This is a genomic window from Deferrisoma camini S3R1 (assembly GCF_000526155.1).
Classification (GTDB): domain Bacteria; phylum Desulfobacterota; class Deferrisomatia; order Deferrisomatales; family Deferrisomataceae; genus Deferrisoma; species Deferrisoma camini.
Map to the genome: position 1 here is coordinate 2582843 of NZ_JAFN01000001.1, position 18352 is coordinate 2601194.

Annotated in this window: 17 protein-coding genes; 4 read left to right on the forward strand and 13 right to left on the reverse strand. The window is 70.2% G+C overall.

Annotation, left to right across the window (positions count from 1 at the left end; translation table 11 throughout):
- Positions 1-4: 4 nt before the first annotated feature.
- The 5 genes from DEFCA_RS20710 to tilS form a co-directional block, all read right to left on the reverse strand.
- Positions 5-976: a CdaR family protein gene (locus DEFCA_RS20710; RefSeq protein ID WP_025323136.1), complete on the reverse strand. Its 972-nt coding sequence runs from the start codon at positions 974-976 to the stop codon at positions 5-7.
- The gene (gene cdaA / locus DEFCA_RS0111340) at positions 973-1785 is read right to left on the reverse strand and encodes a diadenylate cyclase CdaA (RefSeq protein ID WP_025323137.1); all 813 of its coding nucleotides are present in this window, start codon (positions 1783-1785) and stop codon (positions 973-975) included. The genes DEFCA_RS20710 and cdaA overlap by 4 nt, the downstream gene beginning before the upstream one ends.
- A gap of 4 nt (positions 1786-1789) precedes the next feature.
- A complete protein-coding gene (gene folP, locus DEFCA_RS0111345; protein ID WP_025323138.1) occupies positions 1790-2995 on the reverse strand; it encodes a dihydropteroate synthase in 1206 nt (401 codons plus the stop codon).
- A gap of 346 nt (positions 2996-3341) precedes the next feature.
- Positions 3342-5270 carry an ATP-dependent zinc metalloprotease FtsH gene (ftsH, locus tag DEFCA_RS0111350; RefSeq protein WP_025323139.1) on the reverse strand — a complete coding sequence of 643 codons (1929 nt, stop codon included), beginning with the start codon at positions 5268-5270 and terminating at the stop codon, positions 3342-3344.
- Positions 5271-5343: 73 nt separating this feature from the next.
- Positions 5344-6720, reverse strand: coding sequence for a tRNA lysidine(34) synthetase TilS (tilS, locus tag DEFCA_RS24200; protein WP_025323140.1), 1377 nt, complete (start codon positions 6718-6720; stop codon positions 5344-5346).
- A gap of 92 nt (positions 6721-6812) precedes the next feature.
- Between tilS and DEFCA_RS0111360 the strand changes: the two genes are divergently transcribed.
- Positions 6813-7097 (forward strand): PxxKW family cysteine-rich protein, encoded by a 285-nt coding sequence (locus tag DEFCA_RS0111360; protein WP_025323141.1) that lies wholly within the window; start codon positions 6813-6815, stop codon positions 7095-7097.
- A 69-nt stretch (positions 7098-7166) separates the two neighbouring features.
- On the opposite strand, the gene DEFCA_RS0111365 is transcribed toward DEFCA_RS0111360, so the two are convergent.
- The 4 genes from DEFCA_RS0111365 to panC all read right to left on the reverse strand — a co-directional run bounded on the left by DEFCA_RS0111365 (position 7167) and on the right by panC (position 10370).
- Entirely contained in the window at positions 7167-7865 is a 699-nt protein-coding gene (locus DEFCA_RS0111365; protein WP_245693468.1) for a DUF502 domain-containing protein, read from the reverse strand.
- Between the two features lie 65 nt (positions 7866-7930).
- A complete protein-coding gene (locus DEFCA_RS0111370; protein ID WP_025323143.1) occupies positions 7931-9142 on the reverse strand; it encodes an amidohydrolase family protein in 1212 nt (403 codons plus the stop codon).
- A gap of 2 nt (positions 9143-9144) precedes the next feature.
- The gene (panD, locus tag DEFCA_RS0111375; RefSeq protein ID WP_025323144.1) at positions 9145-9507 is read right to left on the reverse strand and encodes an aspartate 1-decarboxylase; all 363 of its coding nucleotides are present in this window, start codon (positions 9505-9507) and stop codon (positions 9145-9147) included.
- Positions 9504-10370, reverse strand: a complete 867-nt coding sequence (panC, locus tag DEFCA_RS0111380; RefSeq protein ID WP_025323145.1) for a pantoate--beta-alanine ligase — start codon at positions 10368-10370, stop codon at positions 9504-9506. The genes panD and panC overlap by 4 nt, the downstream gene beginning before the upstream one ends.
- 162 nt (positions 10371-10532) lie before the next feature.
- Between panC and coaD the strand changes: the two genes are divergently transcribed.
- The 3 genes from coaD to DEFCA_RS0111395 are packed head-to-tail and all read left to right on the forward strand — an operon-like array spanning position 10533 to position 13799.
- A complete protein-coding gene (gene coaD / locus DEFCA_RS24205) occupies positions 10533-11711 on the forward strand; it encodes a pantetheine-phosphate adenylyltransferase (protein ID WP_084319119.1) in 1179 nt (392 codons plus the stop codon).
- Positions 11708-12904 (forward strand): pyridoxal phosphate-dependent aminotransferase, encoded by a 1197-nt coding sequence (locus tag DEFCA_RS0111390; protein WP_025323147.1) that lies wholly within the window; start codon positions 11708-11710, stop codon positions 12902-12904. Before coaD ends, DEFCA_RS0111390 begins: the two co-directional genes overlap by 4 nt.
- 7 nt (positions 12905-12911) lie before the next feature.
- Positions 12912-13799: an SEC-C domain-containing protein gene (locus DEFCA_RS0111395; RefSeq protein ID WP_025323148.1), complete on the forward strand. Its 888-nt coding sequence runs from the start codon at positions 12912-12914 to the stop codon at positions 13797-13799.
- A gap of 95 nt (positions 13800-13894) precedes the next feature.
- On the opposite strand, the gene DEFCA_RS0111400 is transcribed toward DEFCA_RS0111395, so the two are convergent.
- The 4 genes from DEFCA_RS0111400 to DEFCA_RS20720 all read right to left on the reverse strand — a co-directional run bounded on the left by DEFCA_RS0111400 (position 13895) and on the right by DEFCA_RS20720 (position 18331).
- Entirely contained in the window at positions 13895-14320 is a 426-nt protein-coding gene (locus DEFCA_RS0111400; protein ID WP_025323149.1) for an NUDIX domain-containing protein, read from the reverse strand.
- A complete protein-coding gene (locus DEFCA_RS0111405; protein ID WP_025323150.1) occupies positions 14317-16008 on the reverse strand; it encodes a diguanylate cyclase domain-containing protein in 1692 nt (563 codons plus the stop codon). Before DEFCA_RS0111405 ends, DEFCA_RS0111400 begins: the two co-directional genes overlap by 4 nt.
- Positions 16009-16201: 193 nt before the next feature.
- Positions 16202-17752 (reverse strand): cytochrome c3 family protein, encoded by a 1551-nt coding sequence (locus DEFCA_RS20715; RefSeq protein WP_025323151.1) that lies wholly within the window; start codon positions 17750-17752, stop codon positions 16202-16204.
- A 3-nt stretch (positions 17753-17755) separates the two neighbouring features.
- Positions 17756-18331 (reverse strand): TlpA family protein disulfide reductase, encoded by a 576-nt coding sequence (locus tag DEFCA_RS20720; RefSeq protein ID WP_025323152.1) that lies wholly within the window; start codon positions 18329-18331, stop codon positions 17756-17758.
- Positions 18332-18352 lie beyond the last annotated feature (21 nt).

Sequence of the window (18352 nt, forward strand, 5' to 3'; positions counted from 1 at the left end):
CGCTTCACTCGCTCGTGGGAGCCGCGTCTTTTTCTGCCGGCGTCGTCCCGGAGCCCGGGGTCGGCACCTCCGGCGGTTCCGGGGCCAGCCGCTCCACCGACTGGGGGTCCACCTCCACCACCTCGACGGTGGACGGGGCCTCCACGAACACCCGGACCACCCCCGTCCCCCCCGGCTCCGGGTACACCCGTAGATCGTCCGGCGACAGCTTCGACACGATCCGCAACGGTCCCCGCACCTTGACCCGAACCTCGGGCGGGACCACCCGCCCCCCGCCGGGGCCGACCTCCACCGGCACCCCCAGGAACTCCCGCTCGGCCACCACCTCCCGCACGGACACGGACACCCGCACCGTGGCCACGTCGACCGGCCGCACGGTGGGGTCCGGCAGCGCCAGGCCCACCGGCTGCACCACCCCGCCGGTGGCGCCGGTGATGTCCACGGGCTCGGTGGGGATCTCCTTGCGGTCGCGCAGGGCCCGCTCGGCCCCCTGAACCCTGACCTCGGCCGGCTCGACCTCGACCGAGGCCACCTCGAACCCCTCGGCCGGGGCCCCCCGGATCCGGGGCTTGACCCGGAGCACCTTCTCCACCTTGCGGTCGGCCTCGAGGGTCACCACCGAAGGGGAGATGTAGGTCACGTCCACGCCCCGGGGCAGGTTCAAACGGGAGGGCAGGATCTCGAAGGCGCTGATACCGGGTTGGATCCCGTCCAGGTTCAGGGTGACCCGCAGCTTGTCCGGATCGATCGCGGCCAGCAGGGTGCGCGGCCCGTTCACCCGGATCCGGATCGCCTCGGGCACCGGGCTCACGATCACCCGGTCGGCCGGCATGCCGGTGAGCTCCAGGGGCACCGTAAGGCTGATCTCGCTGCGTTTCTCCCCCACCACGAACATCCACAGGAGGATCGCGAAGCCCAGGGACACGAGCTTCAACCCCCAGTTCTCGGTGAACCAGGCCTGCCAGCGCAGGGTCATGGCCGAGCCTCCGCCCTTCTGGGCCGACCCCGCACCCGGTCGGCCCGGCCGGCCTCGCCCACCCGGAACAGGTTCAGGAGCACCTTGCGCAGGGTCGCGCCGTCCAGGTCGCGGGTGACCCGGCCGTTCAGGGCCAGCGAGATGGCGCCCCGCTCCTCGCTCACCACGATCACCACGGCGTCGGTCTCTTCGGTCAGGCCGATGGCGGCCCGGTGACGGGTGCCGAAATCCTTGTCCAGGTCGGAGCGGGTGGTCAGGGGCAGGAGGCACCCGGCCCACAGGATCCGGCGGCCCCGCACCACCACGGCGCCGTCGTGGATGGGGGAGTAGGGCAGGAAGATCGCCTGGAGGAGCTCCCGGGACACCCGGGCGTCGAGGGTGACCCCCTTCTCCACGTGGTCGTCCAAGCGGGTCTCCCGCTCCAGCACGATCAGGGCTCCGATGCGCTTGTTGGCCAGGCTCACGGCCGTGCGCATCAGCTCCTCGATCACCGCGGCCTCTTGGGCCCCTTCCCGGGTGCCCAGGAACGGGTTCATGCCCACGTGGGCCAGGGCCCGGCGGATCTCGTTCTGGAACAGGACGACCACCACGAGGATGATGGACGAGAGGAACGCGTTGAGCAGCCAGTGGAGGGTGAACAGCTCGAACACCTGGCTCGCCACGTAGGCCACCACCAGGATGGCCAACCCCACCAGGATCTGGAGTGCACGGGTGCCCTTGAGCAGAAGAAAGATCCGGTAGATCACGAAGGCCACTAGCAGGACGTCCACCACGTCCTGCACCCGGATCCCGCCCAAGAGGCCTCCCACGCCCTTACTCCTCCGTGGCCCGGCCCGCCGCCCACGCCAGGTCGGCCGCCCGCCGGGTCGCCCGCACGTCGTGGACCCGCAGGATCCGGGCCCCGTTCCACACCGCCACCACGGCCGCGGCCAGGGATCCCTCGAGGCGGTCCTTGGGGTCCTCGATCCCCAGGGTCCTGCCGATGAACGACTTACGGCTGGCCCCCACCAACACGGGGCACCCCAGGGACCGGAACTCCGCCAGGCGCCGGAGCAGCACCAGGTTCTGCTCGGCGCTCTTGCCGAACCCGATCCCCGGATCCACCCACACCCGCGCCCGGTCCACCCCTGCCTCCACGGCCCGGTCCACGCTCTCCTCCAGGGCCCGGAAGATCTCGCCCACCAGGTCCGCGTACCGGGTGTCCGACTGCATGGTGCGCGGATCCCCCCGCATGTGCATCACCACGAGCCCGGCTCCCAGGCCGGCCACGGTCCCGGCCATGGCCGGATCCATGCGCAGCCCGCTCACGTCGTTCACCAGGGCGGCCCCTGCCTCCACGGCCCTCCGGGCCACCCCCGCCTTGTAGGTGTCCACCGAGATCGGCACCCCCACCCGGTGTGCCAGGTGCTCGATCACCGGCACCACCCGGCGCTCCTCCTCCTCAAGGGGAACCGGCGGCGCGCCGGGCCGGGTGCTCTCGCCGCCCACGTCCAACAGATCGGCCCCCTCCTCCACCATCTGAAGGGCCCGGTCCAGGGCGGCCTCCCGGTCGAAGTAGTCCCCCCCGTCCGAGAACGAGTCGGGGGTCACGTTCAGGATGCCCATGACCAGGGGCCGGCCGTCGAGGCGCAGCACTCCGCCGTGCCACCGGAACTCCCGGGGCTCCTCCCGGCCCAGCAGCTCCTGGAGCTCGGCCGCCAGGGCCTTGAGGCCGAACGGTTGGGGCCGGAGCTTCCGGACCAGCCGCCGAACCTGCTTCCGGGTGCCCAGGATGAGGGCGTCGGACCGGTCGACCGAAGCGTTCACCACCCCCCGGGCCACGGCCGCGTCCGCGCCCAGGGACAACATCTCCTGCTTGAGGATGTTGGCCGCCGGCGCCTTGAGCCCCTCGACCCGGATCGCCAGGAACCCGGCCTTGTCGATCATTCGGGCCACCCCGGCCGCGTCCGCCCCGATCCGCTCCAGCTCGGCCCGGGCCCGCTCGGGCTCGGAAAGGTCCATCACGCGAAGGTGGTACACGCTGCTGCTCCGCGATTCAGGCTTCTGCCCTTTCGAGGCTAGAAAGCTCGAAGGCTAGAAGGCTGGAAAGCTGAAAGGCTAGAAGGCTAGGAGGCTAGGAGGCTTGAAAACCTCTTTCATCTCCTAAGCGATTCCAGCAGGCCTACGTCACAGCGTCATGGTCCGGGGGCATGGGTTTCAGGGGCCAGAATTCAGCGGACAGTGGACAGGGGGAGGCTGCTCGTTGTCTCGAGTGGATCCATTCCCGCGGTCAATCCCACGGACCGCTTTGTTCGGGATTTCCTGTCTTCTGTCCTCTGAAATCCGACTTCTGAGCCCCCTGCCCCGCCGCCGAGAGCTCATGCCCTCACCCGAACAGCTCGACCTGGCGTGGGTCCTTCCCCGGGGTGTCGGACCGGACGTCCTTGGTCTCCGCACCCGAGTGCTCCTCCCCGGTGCCGCCGCCCCCTTCCGGGTCGTCTCCCCCCGGCACCTCCCCGAGGATCTTCTGGATCTCATCGGCCACCAGCACCTCCCGCTCCAGCAGGGCCGTGGCAAGGGCGTCGAGCCGGTCGCGGTTGTCGGCCAGCAGCCTCCGAGCCCGTTCCAGGTTCTCGCGGACGATCCGCTTCACCTCGGAGTCGATCTCCTCGGCCGTGCGCTCCGAGTAGTCCCGGTGGGCGGCGAGCTCCTTGCCCAGGAAGATCTGCTCCTCCTCCCGGCCGAAGGTGAGGGGACCCAGCCGGTCGCTCATGCCCCACTTGCACACCATGCGCCGGGCGATCTCCGAGGCCTTCTCGATGTCGTCCCCGGCCCCGGTGGTCAGGTGCCCCACCGACAGCTCCTCGGCGGCCCGGCCGCCCAGGAACACGGCGATCCGGTCCATCAGGTACTCCCGGGTGTAGGTGTGGCGCTCGTCGATGGGCAGCTGCTGGGTCACCCCCAGGGCCCGGCCGCGGGGGATGATGGACACCTTGTAGATCGGGTCGGCGTTCGGAAGCAGCATGGCCACCAGCGCGTGGCCGGCCTCGTGGTAGGCGGTGTTCCGCCGCTCCTCGTCCGACAGCACCAGGCTCCGGCGCTCGGCGCCCATCAGCACCTTGTCCTTGGCCTTCTCGAAGTCCTCCATGCCGACCCGGTCCTTGTCCTGGCGGGCCGCGGCCAGGGCCGCCTCGTTGACCAGGTTCTCGAGGTCGGCCCCGCTGAACCCCGGGGTTCCTCGGGCCAGGGTCTGCAGGTCCACGTCGTCGGCCAGGGGCACGCCCTTCACGTGGACCTTGAGGATCCCCTCGCGGCCGCGCACGTCGGGCCGGGGGATCACGATCTGCCGGTCGAACCGGCCCGGCCGCAGCAGGGCCGGGTCGAGCACGTCGGGCCGGTTCGTGGCGGCGATCAGGATCACCCCCTCGGACGACTCGAACCCGTCCATCTCGACCAGGAGCTGGTTTAGGGTCTGCTCGCGCTCGTCGTGGCCCCCGCCCAGCCCCGCCCCCCGGTGGCGGCCCACCGCGTCGATCTCGTCGATGAAGATGATGCAGGGGGCGTGCTTCTTGGCCTGCACGAACAGGTCTCGCACCCGGCTCGCGCCCACGCCCACGAACATCTCGACGAAGTCAGATCCCGAGATGGAGAAGAACGGCACCCCTGCCTCGCCCGCGATCGCCTTGGCCAGCAGGGTCTTCCCGGTCCCCGGCGGCCCCATGAGCAGAACCCCCTTGGGGATCCGGCCCCCCAGCTTGGTGAACTTCTTGGGGTTCTTGAGGAACTCGATGATCTCCTCGACCTCCTCCTTGGCCTCGTCGATCCCGGCCACATCGGCGAAGGTCACCTTGGTCTCGTCGGGGGTGAGCATGCGGGCCCGGCTCTTGCCGAAGCTCAGCGCCTTGCCGCCGCCCGCCTGCATCTGGCGCATGAAGAAGATCCACACCCCGATCAGCAGCAGCATGGGGAACCACGAGATCAGGATGGTCACGTACCACGGCGACTCCTTCTCCGGCTTGGCCGTGATGGCCACCCCGTTTTTCCGCAGGATCCGCACCAGGTCCGGGTCGTCGGGCCGGTAGGTACGGAACGCGGTGCGGTCGGTCATGACGCCCTGGATCTCCCGGCCCTGGAGCACCACCTCGCTCACCTGACCGGCCTCCACCGCCTCGAGGAAGTCCGAGTAGGTCACCGCCCGCTGCACGGGCTGGTTGCCGGGGAACATCTGGAACAGGAGAAGAAGCACCAACAAGATGAGCAGCCACAGGGCCATGTTGCGGAAAAACGGCCTCTGAGGCCGGGAAGCGATCGACATCCGGTACGACTCCGCTCGGTCTGGAAGAAAGGAGAAACGGGCTGGAAGGAAAAGGGAAACTTAGCACATCGGTTCACCAGGCAACAACGGATTTCCGCCCGCCGGCCCCCGAAGCAGGGCTCCCGTCCCCCGGACCACCGGCCCGAAACGCGACCCACGAGGGCCCCTCGTCCGGCCCCACCGCGACGCCGGGTCCGATGAGACCGAAGCTCCCCCCGCGGTCGGTGACCACCCAGATCCGATCCCGCCGCCACCGGGGAATGCGGGCCTCCATGAGCACGTCCTTCACCTTGACCCAACGGCCCGAGCGCAGGATCCGGTCCCCGGCCCGTCGGGGCCGCAGCCCCAATCCCCCCGCGCCCCGCCCGTGGGGCACGGCGATCCACCCGTCCGGAGCCGGCTCGCCCGTGCCCCACTCCAGCCGACCCAGGCCCGGCACGTCCAACCGATCGCCGGGCTCCGACAGGTGGACCTCGGGGGCCGGGGGCCCCGGGTCCCGCGCCAGGAACCACAGGTCCTCCCCGCTTCGGCACACCCGCAACGGCCCCGGCACCGGGGCCTGCCGGTGGGGCCCAGGGGGTCCGAGCAGCCCGTCCACGGCCTCGAGGTGCGCCAGGTCGAGCCGCGCCGGATCGCCGCCCAATCGCTCCCACAGCGCCAGGTACGCGCGGAACCGGACCGCCTCGGGCCAGGCCCCCACGTCCGAGACCCGCAGCCTCGCCCCCTCGGGCTCCACCACCACGGCGCGGTCCAGGGCCCGGCGGGCCCACGCCGTCAGGGCCTCCTCGTCCCGTCGGATCAGAAGGGCGGCCCGCACCAGGGCCCGCTTCGCCCCGGGGTGGATCCGCTCGAGCAGGGGAAGGACCTCATGGCGGATCCGGCTGCGGGAAAAACGGGGGCACGCGTTGGACGGGTCGTCCCGCCACGCCCAGCCCCGGCCCCGGGCCAACGCCTCCAGGTCGGCCCGCCACACCCCCAGGAAGGGGCGCACGAACGGAGGGCTCCACTCGGCCATGGCCGCCAGGCCCCGGGGGCCCGCACCCCGGATCAGCCGGAACAAGACGGTCTCGGCCTGGTCGTCGGCGTGGTGGGCCAGGGCCACGGCCCCGAGGCCCCGGCGGGCCCGCACCGCCTCCAGGAACGTCCGGCGTTCCCGCCGGGCCCAGGCGTGGAGGTTTCCGGTGCGGCCGGTCGGATCCAGCCGGGTCGAGTGGAACCGCACCCCCAGCTCCTCGGCGAGGCGCCGGCAGAACGCCTCGTCGCGGGCCGACTCCGGCCGCAGGCCGTGGTCCACGTGGGCGAGCTCCACCCGACCCAGCCCGCGGGTCGCCAGCTCCGCCGCGACCCGGGCCAGGCACACCGAGTCCACCCCCCCGGACACGGCCACCACGAGCCCCTTCCCCCACAGGCCGTGGCGACGGAGCACCCGCTCGGCCCCGTGGGCCACCATCGTTGACAAGTTCTCAGCGTCCGGAGTAGAGTTTCGCACTTTCGGGAATCCGCCGGCCCGGCCGGCCGCGAGCGTAGAGGAGGAACACCGCCATGTCGTGCCAGACGATCAAGAAGGACAAGGACTGCTTCTTCTGGGGTGCCGAGGGGTGCACCTTCCCCGGGGGCCAGTGCCGTCCCGTGGTGGAGAAGTGCGAGGGGTGCGGTCGGATCGAGGAGTGGCCCACCGGCAAGTACTGCTCCGCCTACCCCGCCCCTCAGAAGCAATGGGCCCTGGGCCTGTGCAACATGGCCACCCACATCAAGATCGAGGAGGAGCAGACCCAGAAGATGCTCAACCCCCTCAAGGCCAGCAAGCGGAAGGCCGCGGGGCGTTAGTACGAGTACAGACGCGACCGCCCCCCGGCCGGAGGCAGGTCCCTTGCCCCTACCTCCGAGGAGTCGCGTCTATTTTGTCGCCGGGTCAATAAAATCTGCGGACGCGGCCCGCCCCCCGGGGCGGGCCTTCGTTTCCAAGGGCTCCCAACCCACCATGCCCGCGCTCATGATCAGCTTGAACGCCTGCTCCACGCTGATCTGGAGGGGCACGGCGTCCTCCTCGGGCACCAGCAGGTAGTAGCCCGAGGTCGGGTTCGGGGTGGTGGGCACGAACACGTTCAGGACCTTCTGGGGGGTGCGGTTCTGGACCTCGCCCCGGCTGACCCCGGTGACGAACCCGATGCTGTAGATCCCCTTGCGGGGGTACTCCACCAAAACCACCCGGTGGAACCGGTCGGAGCGGGCGTCGATGAGCTGCTCCAGGAACTGCTTCACCGCCTGGTACAGGGTGCGGACCACGGGGATCCGGTCCAGCACCCGCTCGTAGGTGCGGACCACGCTGTGGCCCAGAAGGTTGGCGCTCAGGAACCCCACCACCTGGATGAACAACAGGGTCAGGATCACCCCCAGCCCCGGGATCCGGAACCCCAGGTAGGTCTCGGGCAGGAACCGCTGGGGCACCAGCTCCAGGAACCGGTCGGCCCAGTGCACGATGGCCGCCACCACGTAGAAGGTGAGCCCCAGGGGCACGATCACGACGAACCCGGCGATGAAGTTCCGCCGGATCCGGTCCCGCACGTACCGGATGACCCGCCCGATCCAGCCCACGACGCCTCCTCACCCCCATCCCCGAATCGAACTCATCCGGCGGCGATCAAACAGGAGCCCCCCAGTCATCCGGGGCGCGGGACCTGCTTCCGGCCCGGCACGGATCTCCCGCCGAGCCACATCCCCACCACCTGCCGATCCGCCAACACCGCCTCCCAGGGGTCCGGCCCCCGGGCGCGGACCGCCAATATATCAGCACCTGCGCCCGGCGCGAAACAGGCCGCCCCCCCGCCCAGGCCGAGGACCCCGGCCCCGCCGCGGGTGGCCGTCTCCAGGGCCTCCCGGGGGGTCCACCCGTAGTCCTCCACGGCCGCGGCCGCGTCGGCCCACAGGTCCAGGCTGCCCGACGACAACACGCTGTCGGTGCCCAGACCGACGGGCACGCCGGCGTCCAGAAGATCCCGGCCGGGGGCCGGCCGGTCCGACAAGCGACGGTTGCTCCGAGGGCACAGGACCACCCCGGCCCCGGCCCGGGCCACCAGGGCCACGTGCTCGGCCTCCAGGTGGACCGCGTGGACCAGGACCGTACCCGGCCGCAGGGCGCCGGCGGCGCGGAGCCACTCCACCGGATGGCGGCCCGGCGGCGGGGGCGGAGCGATGCCCAGGGCGGCGTACAGCTCGTCTCGGATCGGCCCGGTTCCGGTCAGGCAGAACTCGATCTCGTCCGGCGACTCGGCCACGTGCACCATGAGCCGCCGGCGGGCCAGGGCCCGGCGCAGCCCCTCGGCGCACACCGTGTAGGGCGAGTGCGGGGACACGCCCCAGAGGTGGGGGCGGCACCCCTCCTCCAGCTCCTCCACCGCGGCCCACGCCCTCTCCACCCCGTCGGGCGACGCCGCGATCAGCTCGGGGTACGCGAGGATCCGGGGGCCCCCCTCGGGATACCCTGGCACGGCGTCGGGCCGAGTCACCACGTCGGCCACCCACCCCTGCCCCCCTCGGGCGCACGCCCGGGCGGCCTCGGCCACGGCGGGTCCCCAGCGGCCGGGGGCGGCCGACCTCTTCCGCGCCACCACCTGGAGCACCCACCGGGCGAACCCGCCGGGGCCGGCGGGCGGGACCAGGCCCCATAGCTCCAGGTGGGCGTGGGCGTTCACCAGCGGCGGCATCAGGGCGCACCCGGGCAGATCCACCCGCTCGGCCCCCGCGGCGATGGGAGCCACCTCGGCCAACCTCCCCACCGCACGGATTACCGGCCCCTCCACGAGAACGGCCCCACCCTCGAGGGCGGGGCCGTTCATGGTCAGGACCCACGACGCGGTGTAGAGCCGGGCCACGGTCAGGCCGCCTTCTGGGAGGCGATGCGGTTGGCCGCGTCCACGAACACCAGGTGCGGCTTCCAGGCCGCCACCTCGTCCTCGGGGACCTGGGCGTAGGCGCAGATGATGACCAGGTCCCCGGGCGAGGCCTTGTGGGCCGCGGCCCCGTTCAGCCGGATCTCCCCCTCCCCCCGGGTGCCCGGGATGGCGTAGGTCTGGAACCGCTCGCCGTTGGCGATGTTGTAAATCCAGACCTCCTCGTAGGGCACGATGTCCGCCGCCTCCAGGAGCACCGGATCGATCGTCACGCTGCCCTCGTAGTGGAGGTCCGCACCGGTCACCGTGGCCCGGTGGATCTTTCCTTTCAGCATGGAACGGGTCATTTCGCACCTCCGGCATCTTCCCCCGCCACCACCACACGGTTATCGATGAGTCGCGTGTCGCCGGCGAACGCCGCCACCGCCACCACGGCCCGGGGCACCACCGTCTCCACCGGCTCCAGGGTCTCCGGGTGTCGAACCTCCACATAGTCGATCCGGAGGCCGGCCCCGGCGATGATCCCCTCGACCTCGTCCGCGATCCGTGCCGCCTCCACCACCCCCGAAGAAGCCAGCGCCTGGGCCCGGCCCAGCGCCCGGGAGATCGACAGCGCCTGGCGCCGCTCCTCCGGGCTCAGGTAGGTGTTGCGGCTCGACAGGGCCAGCCCGTCGGGCTCCCGGACCGTGGCCACCCCTTCGATGCGCACCGGCACGTCCAGGTCGCGCACCATCCGCCGCACCACCTGGAGCTGCTGGTAGTCCTTCTCGCCGAACACCGCCACGTCCGGCTCCACGGCGTGAAACAGCTTCAGCACCACCGTGGCCACCCCCCGAAAGTGTCCGGGCCGCGACGCCCCGCACAGCGGCCTCGACACCTCCTCCACGGTCACGTAGGTCTGATACCCCGGGGGATACAGCTCCGCCGGGGCGGGCGCGAACACCGCGTCCACCCCGGCCTCTTCGCACATCCTGCGGTCCCGCTCGGGGTCCCGGGGGTAGCGGTCGAAATCCTCGCCGGGGCCGAACTGGGTGGGGTTCACGAAGATCGACACCACCACCCGGTCCGCGCACTCCCGGGCCCGGGCCACCAGGGCCATGTGACCTCGGTGGAGGTACCCCATGGTGGGCACCAGCCCCACGGTCTCGCCCCGGGCCCGGCGTCCGCGGGACCAGGCGCGCATCGCTTCTACGGTCTCGAACCACTCCATGGAACGGCTCCCACGGCGCGCACGCCGTTTCCCGGACAAACAAAAGCGCCCACCGGCAGACCGGGGGCGCCAAGCCGCAGCGGTGCGGCGAAACGACGGTTCTCCTCCCTCCGGGCGGCCCGAAGGGCACATCGCGCTGGCGTTCTCCCGTCCCGGTCCGTCATGCGGATCCAAGCGGTGGCGCTTTTGCTATCATATCCGCACGACGCGTGTCAACGCCCGGCAGGAGGCAACTTTCGTTTGAAACGCGCAAGCTTGCCAGGAGCTTCGGTCTCCGATCGTGGGTCCCCGGTCGTTGGTGGGGGCCTTCGGCCCGCGGCATGCCCAAGCTTCCTGGTGGACGCCATGCTCGGCAACGTGGCCCGGGACCTTCGGCTTCTGGGGTACGACGCCGAGTTCCGGCCCGAGCTGCCCGATCCGGCCCTCCTCGGCCTGGCCCAGAGGCAGGGGCGGATCCTCGTGACCCGGGACCGCGCCCTACACCGCCGGGCCCGGGGGGTGCGGTGCGTGCTGGTGACCGCGGCCGACCCCCGCCGCCAGACCGCCGAGGTGCTCCGGGCCCTGCCCCCCCACCGCCCACCCCGGCCGTGGACCCGGTGCCTGGTGTGCAACGGCCGACTCGAGCCCGCCCACCGGGACCAGGTGCTCCAGCGGGTACCCGACCACGTGGCGGTGGCCCACGACCGCTTCCTCGCGTGCTCGGGCTGCGGCCGGGTCTACTGGCCCGGCAGCCACACCGCCCGGCTGGGGGCGCGGCTTCGAGCCCTCGCCGCCTTTACAGGCTCTTGGCGCTCCAGTATAAAGCAGGGCTCTCCCACAGGAGGCGACGTCGTGAGCGAATCGGTTGCCGTCTATCCCGGAAGTTTCGATCCCATCACCAACGGCCACGTGGACATCATCCAACGAACGGCCGAGGTGTTCGACCGGGTCGTGGTGCTCGTGGCCGTGAACCGGGACAAGCGCACCCTGTTCTCGGTGGACGAGCGGATGGGCCTGATCGGCCAGGTGTTCACGGACCATCCCCGGGTGGAGGTGGACGCGTTCCAAGGGCTGCTGGTGGAGTACATGCGCCGCAACGGCTACCGGGTGGTGGTGCGCGGGCTGCGGGCCGTCAGCGATTTCGAGTACGAGTTCCAGATGGCCCTGATGAACCGGAAGATCTACCCCTCGGTGGACACATTCTTCCTGGCGGCCCGGGAGAACTACAGCTATGTGAGCTCCCGGATCCTGAAAGAGGTGTTCGAGCTGGGTGGTTGCATCAAGGACCTGGCCCCCCCCGTCGTCATCGAGGCGCTCCAGGCCAAGTACGGGCGCTCCCCCACGAACGGAGGTGAACGGTGAGACTCAGTTCCCGCGCTCGCATGCTGAAACCCTCGCCCACCCTGGCCATCACGGCCAAGGCCAAGCAGCTCCGGGCCCAGGGGATCGACGTGATCGGGTTCGGCGCAGGCGAACCCGACTTCGACACCCCGGCCCACGCGGTGCGCGCCGCGGTCGAGGCCCTCGAGGCGGGCGAGACCCGGTACACCCCGGCCGGTGGAACCGCCGAGCTCAAGCAGGCCGTGTGCCGGAGGATCGCCGGCGACTACGGGATGGAGTACGGACCGACCGAGGTCACCGTGTCGTGCGGGGCCAAGCACACCCTGTACAACCTGTTCCAGGTGCTCCTGGACCCCGGCGACGAGGTGATCGTGCCGGCGCCCTACTGGGTGAGCTACCCCGAGCAGGTCCGGCTCGCGGGGGGCAGCCCGGTGGTGATTCCCACGCGGGAGGCCGACGGGTTCCGGATGCAACCCGAGGCCCTGGAGGCGGCCCTCACCCCCCGCACCCGGGCCGTGGTGATCAACAGCCCCTCCAACCCCACGGGGGCCCTGTACCGGGCCGAGCACCTGGAAGCGTTGGCCGATGTGATCCGCGGCCGGGACCTGGTGGTGGTGAGCGACGACATCTACCACCGACTGGTGTACGGAGACGAGCGGTTCGTCAGCATCCTGGAGGTGGCCCCGGATCTGCGCGACCGCACGGTGATCGTGAACGGGGTGAGCAAGACCTACGCCATGACCGGCTGGCGCATCGGGTATGCGGCCGGACCGGCCGAGGTGATCCGGGCCATGGAGGCCCTCCAGAGCCAGTCCACCTCGAACCCCACGAGCTTCGCCCAGAAGGGCGCCGTGGCCGCCCTGATCGGGGACCAGGCCTGCGTGGAGGAGATGCGCCGGGCGTTCGCGCGGCGCAGGGACCTGATCGTGGAGGCCCTGAACCGCATCCCGGGCGTGACCTGCCGCCGGCCCGAGGGAGCGTTCTACGTGTTCCCCAACGTGTCGGGCCTGTTCGGCCGCCGGTGGGGCGACCGGGGGATCGGGGCCCCTGCGGACCTGGCCGCGTTCCTGCTGGACGAGGCCCGGGTGGCGGTGGTGCCCGGCGAGGCGTTCGGCTCGTCCGAGCACCTGCGGATGTCGTACGCCACGTCCGAGGACGCCATCCGGGAGGGGGTGGGCCGGTTCGCCGAGGCCGTGGGCCGCCTGTCGACCTGACATCGCGATGGACACCCCCCGGTTCCGGAGCCTCACCGACGACGAACTCGTCGACCTACTGTACACGGCGGCGGACCGGCTTCCCCGCGAGGCGGTCGACGAGTTTCTCCGCCGCTCCCGGCGTCTGCTGCCCCGGCTCGCCGAGATCGTGTCCGACAAGCGCGCCTGGACCCAGCAGCTTCCCGAGTGGTGGGCCGTGGTCCACGCCACCTACATCCTGGGCGCCATGGAGAACGAAGAGGCGCTGATCCCCCTGCTCACCGCCCTGCGGTGGGCCGACGCGTTCGACTGCGACTGGGTCACCGAGGACCTGCCCAGCATGTTCGGCCGGATCGCCGAAGCGGCATACGGCCCCCTCATGGCCGTGGTCCACGACCCCACGGCCGGCCCCGGGGCCCGATCGGTGGCATTGGCATCCACCGTGGCCGCAGCCCTCGCAGCCCCCCGGCGCCAGGCCGAGGTGCTCGAAACCGCGGCCCGGATCCTGGCCGATCCGGCCGAACCGCTGTACCTGCGGCAGACCGCGGCCAACATCCTGGTGGACCTGAAGTCGAGCCAGCACCGGGATCTCCTGCTGGCCTTCGGCCGCGAGGAGGCGGCCCGCCACCGGGACGATCCCGAGTACCAGGGGGTGTTCTACGACTGGGAGGTGGACGAGCTCCTGTCCGACCGGTCCGGCAACGCGGGTCTCGACTACTACCGGAGGGACTGGCTCGTGTTCTACGAGCCGGAGGAGATCGAGAAACGCCAGGAGCGGTGGCGGCGTGAGGAGCAGGAGGCTGCGGAGCGCGAGGAACCCCCACCCGAGCGACCGGCCCGGCCGGACCTGGGCGCGCCGTGCCCCTGCGGCTCGGGCCGGCCCTTCGGCCACTGCTGTTACCTGCGAATGCATTAGAAAGGCTGGGAAGCCCCTCCGCTAGAGACTAGAAATTAGAGAAATCTGAGGGGCCAGGAGACCGACGACCGGCGACCGTAGACCGACGACCGAAGTTACAAGCCTTCCAGCCGGGGGCGTTCCCCCGTGGCCAGGTAGCGGCGCACGTCGGCCAGGATTCGGCCGTGGTCGAAGCACAGGGGTGGCAGGGCGTCCCACGGCCAGATCCGGGCCTGCCGGGCGTCGCTGCCCCCCAGGGGGGTGCCCTCCGCCCGGGCCAGGTACACCGTGGTGATCGTGTGGCGGCGGGGGTCCCGGCGGGGGTTGGAGTAGGTGAAGAACTGCTCCCGGAGCCGGACCTCCAGCCCGGTCTCCTCCCGGGCCTCCCGCACCGCAGCCTGCTCGAGTGACTCGCCCTCCTCCACGAATCCCCCCGGCAGAGCCCACCCCAGCGGGGGATTGCGGCGTTCCACCAGCACCACCCCCTCCTCCCGGAGGATCACCACGTCGACGGTGGGCAACGGGTTTCGGTACCGGCTCACCCCTGGGCTTCCTTGGTGCGTTCGTTGACGGCCGCGAAGAACTCCTCGGCGTTCGCCCCCTCCGCCCGACGGTACTCCCCCCACCCCGCGGCGAACCGCAACCGGCCCTCCGGCAGCGCCTCCTCGCCCGGGTAGGACTCCTCCTCGAGGGCCGCCAGCAGGTCGGCCGCCCGCTCCCGTGCGGTCTCGGCGTCGGCCCCCGGCATCAGCACGGCAAAGGTGGACCCGAAGCACCGGCCGATCACGTCCTTGGGCATGCTGCGCTCCCGGATGATCTCGGCCACCCGCCGTAGCACCTCGTCGCCGTGCTTGTGGCCCAGGCGCTCGTTGTACTGGGCGAAGTTGTCGATCCGGACCACCAACAGACCCAACGCGGTGCCGGCCAGCCGGGCCCGGTCGATCTCGCCCTGCAGCAGCTTCTTGAAGTGGAAGAAGGTGAACAGCTGGGTCAGGTGGTCCGTGACCTCCAGCTCGTCGGCGTAGAGCTTGAGCTGCTGGTACAGCCGGGCGTTCTCGATCGCCACCGCCGCCTGGCTGGTGAACAGCTCCACGGTCTCGATCACCTCCGGCGGGATCGGCCGCTTGCTGATCTGGTTGTCCACCGCCACCACCCCCACGCAGTCGCTCTCGACGATCATGGGGATCACGATGAAACTGCGGCTGCGCAGCGCGCGGATCTCGTCATAGGGGGGCTGCAGCCGCAGGTCGGGGGGCAGCTCCCGCGCGTTCTCCACCCGGTAGGTGCGTTTCTGCAGGAACGCCTGGGCGATCACCCCACCCCCCGGCCCCAGGGGCAGGCGAATCTCCTCCGGCGACTCGTCCTGGTTGCCGAACGCGCCCTTGCACTCCAGCACCGTGCGCTCCGGGTTGGGGAGGAACAGGAAGATTCGGTCGAGCCCCAGCACCTCGTGGGCCGCCCCCAGAATGGTCCGGATCCGGTCCTCCAGGGCCAGCGTCCGCTGCATGCCCACCGAGACCTCGTGGAGCTTTCTGAGGTTGCGGTTCGCCGCCTCCACCCGGGCCAGCAGGTCCAACCGCTCCCGGTAGAACGGCTTGATCACGAACGAGATGGACAGGGCCGTGCTAAGCAGAATGGACAACCCCAGCACCCCGCAGGTCAACAGCACGTACTTCTTGAGGCTCGCCGCCACGCTGCTCGAGGAGGCGTAGGGCTCGTCCACCGCCACCACCCACCCCCGGTCCCGGAGCACCCGGAACGCCACCATCCGGGGCTCCCCGAACAGGGTGGCCAACCCAATGCCCTCTTCGTAGTCCCCCACCGCCTCGGCGAGCCGGAGCCGGTTCCCCCGCCCCCGTTCCCCGAGGGTCTCCAGGGGCTTGCGGGCGGCCAACAGCTCCACCTCGAGCCCCCCCAGGTCCTGGGCGTCCCCCATGGCCGCGGGGGCCGCGATCACCCGCCCCTGCCGGTCGAGCACCCACGCCGAGCCGGCCCGGCGCAGCCGGTTGCGCAACACCACCCGCGACAGGTCGGACTCCGCCGTGGACGCCCCCGCCACCTCCTCCACGATCCGAGCCAACTCGGAGGCCTCGGCCCGCAGCCGGGCCTTCACCTCGTCCTCGCTCAGCTTCGTGACCACCGCGCCCACCACCAGCGCGGCCAGGGCCACGATGGCGGCGGACACGAGGATCAGCCGGACGCCCAAGCCCGTGGGAACCTTTTCGGCCATGGTTATTCCCTTCCCAGTAACTTCGGTCGTCGGTCTACGGTCAACGGTCCTCGGTCTGGGGCCTTCGGCCCGCTGGGCAGCCAGGGGGCCTTGAGCCTGATGGAGCGTGTGCCACCTAACGGGCCAGGCTACCCGGAATTTCTCTAGTTTCTAGTTTCTAGTCTCTCGCTTCTGCCTCGCGGCCCACCAGGGCTCACATCTGGTGGCATCCGGCACAGCCCCCCGGGACCGTGGCCATCCGGTCGCTGTCCGAGCCGTGGGGGTCGTGGCAGGTCAAGCAGGTCAGGTTCCCGTTCGGATCCAGCCGCATGCCCGGCACGAGGAACTTGGGCGGACGACCCACCGGGTGTTTGTGACGGGCCAAGGTCTCGTCGTCGTGGCACCGTCGGCACAGGGCCTCGCCCACGCCCTTCAAGAAATACTTGGGGTTGTCCGACGAATGGGGATCGTGGCATCCGGAGCAGTTGCCCTCGGCAAACGGCTTGTGGAGCACGAACCGGTTCATCTTCTCCTTCATGTTCTCGTGGCAGGACAGGCACAGGTCCCCCTGGGGGAGCCGCAGCTGGAACTTGAACGGCGAACCGTGGGGGCTGTGGCACACCGTGCAAAACCCCATCGCCACCGGCCCGTGTACGTTGGTCCGGGTGAACTGGGCCCGAATGTCGTCGTGGCAGGTGAAGCACAGGTCGGCCCCCTGGTTCAACAGGTCGTACTTGTGCGGCTTGCTCGTGAAGTCGTGGCAGGGGCTGCAGCCTCCGACCGGAATCGGACCGTGGACCCAGGTCTGGTCGGTCAGGTATCCGTGGCACCGCAGGCAGAACGTGGTGATCACCGCCACCTCGCCCCCGCCCTCGGGCTCCATCTGGTGACACCGCCGGCACCGGTCCTCGTGGTCCGAGGTGTGGAACTGGAACTCGGGGAACGGCGACTGGAGCCCCTCTCCCATCATCGGCTCCCGAAACAGCACGATCGCCAGGTTTCCCTGTCCCCCGTCCTCCTCGGGGTATCGGATCTCGATGTAGTTGGACCCCAGGCTCAACGGGGTGCGAACCCAGAACATCTTGCCGTAGTTCTTGGCCTCCCTCTCGCTTCCCCCGTTCAACCGCAGGATGAACGGCCCCTTGCGCCCTCCCGTCAGCCCGACCACCGAGATGGAGTCCTGGTAGGTCTTGGTGAAGTTGTCCGGCGTCAACAGCACCACGTTCTCCGCCGCCCCACCCATCTGGCCCGCGGTGGCCCCCTCCTCCACCACCCGGCGTACGGCCTCCTCCAGCTCGTTCCAACGGCCCTCGTTGTACCCCACCACGGTCTGGACGATCTCGCCGTTGCGGTCGACCAACACGTAGGTGGGCAGCGTCGTCACCTGGAAGGCGCGGCTGATCTTGAGGTTCAGATCCAGCACCACGGGGAACGACAGCATGTCCTTGAACTGGCCGTAGAACCGCCGCACCCGGGCCACGTTGTAGGTGTCCAGGTTGATCCCCACCACCCGAAGCTTGTCGGCCCCGTGACGGTTCTGCAGATTGACCAGGCGCGGGAGGGACTGCACGCAGCTGGAGCAGTAGATGGAGCCGAAGTCCAGCAGGATGGGAACCCTGCCCAGGTAGTCCCGGAGGTCAAACGTCTCACCGGGCAGCGTCATTCCTGTGAAAGGCTGCACTTTCTCGGCCGAAAACGCGGGCGTTCCCGCGGCCACGAGCAGCCCCAGGCACACCCACCCGACGGAACGACGCCACCGGCCCATCGATCACCGCCCCAGGGCTTTCCGGATCTCGTTCTCCAGCACTTCCTTGTCCGTGAGGCCCACCTCGGCAAAGGCGATCTTGCCGTCGCGGCCCACCAGGTACAGGGTGGGGGTGCCGGCCACACCGTAGGGGTCGGCCACCACGAAGGATTCGTCCGGGGCCAGTTTGTCGATGAACACCCGGAACTTGTACCCCTGCTGCTTCACGAGGCCCACGATGCTCTTCTTCATCGGCTCGCCGTCCAGGGCCACGGCGATCACCTCGAACCCCTTGTCCCGATACTCCTCGTAGAGCCGTTCGATCAACGGCATCTCGGCCTTGCACGGCTCGCAGAAGATCGACCAGAACACCAGCAGGTGCACCTTCTGTGGGACCTCTTTCGAGAGCTGAAACGAGCGGCCCTCGATGTCCTCCAACGTGAAGTCCGGGGCCTTGTCCCCGGGCTTGAGCATCTCGATGTCCCCGATCATGGGGATATCGAGGGGGGTCATCTTCTTCTGTTCCGCGATCGCGCCAGAGCTCCAAAGCGCCACCGCCCCGATCACGACGAGCAGAGTCTGCAGGGATTTCCGTGCCATGGTCCCCTCTCCCTATCCCAT

What these genes read in the sequence shown, in the direction of transcription:
- panD (WP_025323144.1), bottom strand. Translation starts at nt 9,507, where the DNA reads ATGACCCGTTCCATGCTGAAAGGAAAGATCCACCGGGCCACGGTGACC.
- DEFCA_RS0111405 (WP_025323150.1), bottom strand. Translation starts at nt 16,008, where the DNA reads ATGGCCGAAAAGGTTCCCACGGGCTTGGGCGTCCGGCTGATCCTCGTG.
- ftsH (WP_025323139.1), bottom strand. Translation starts at nt 5,270, where the DNA reads ATGTCGATCGCTTCCCGGCCTCAGAGGCCGTTTTTCCGCAACATGGCC.
- panC (WP_025323145.1), bottom strand. Translation starts at nt 10,370, where the DNA reads ATGGAGTGGTTCGAGACCGTAGAAGCGATGCGCGCCTGGTCCCGCGGA.
- DEFCA_RS20710 (WP_025323136.1), bottom strand. Translation starts at nt 976, where the DNA reads ATGACCCTGCGCTGGCAGGCCTGGTTCACCGAGAACTGGGGGTTGAAG.
- coaD (WP_084319119.1), top strand. Translation starts at nt 10,533, where the DNA reads ATGCGGATCCAAGCGGTGGCGCTTTTGCTATCATATCCGCACGACGCG.
- DEFCA_RS20720 (WP_025323152.1), bottom strand. Translation starts at nt 18,331, where the DNA reads ATGGCACGGAAATCCCTGCAGACTCTGCTCGTCGTGATCGGGGCGGTG.
- DEFCA_RS20715 (WP_025323151.1), bottom strand. Translation starts at nt 17,752, where the DNA reads ATGGGCCGGTGGCGTCGTTCCGTCGGGTGGGTGTGCCTGGGGCTGCTC.
- tilS (WP_025323140.1), bottom strand. Translation starts at nt 6,720, where the DNA reads ATGGTGGCCCACGGGGCCGAGCGGGTGCTCCGTCGCCACGGCCTGTGG.
- DEFCA_RS0111360 (WP_025323141.1), top strand. Translation starts at nt 6,813, where the DNA reads ATGTCGTGCCAGACGATCAAGAAGGACAAGGACTGCTTCTTCTGGGGT.
- DEFCA_RS0111395 (WP_025323148.1), top strand. Translation starts at nt 12,912, where the DNA reads ATGGACACCCCCCGGTTCCGGAGCCTCACCGACGACGAACTCGTCGAC.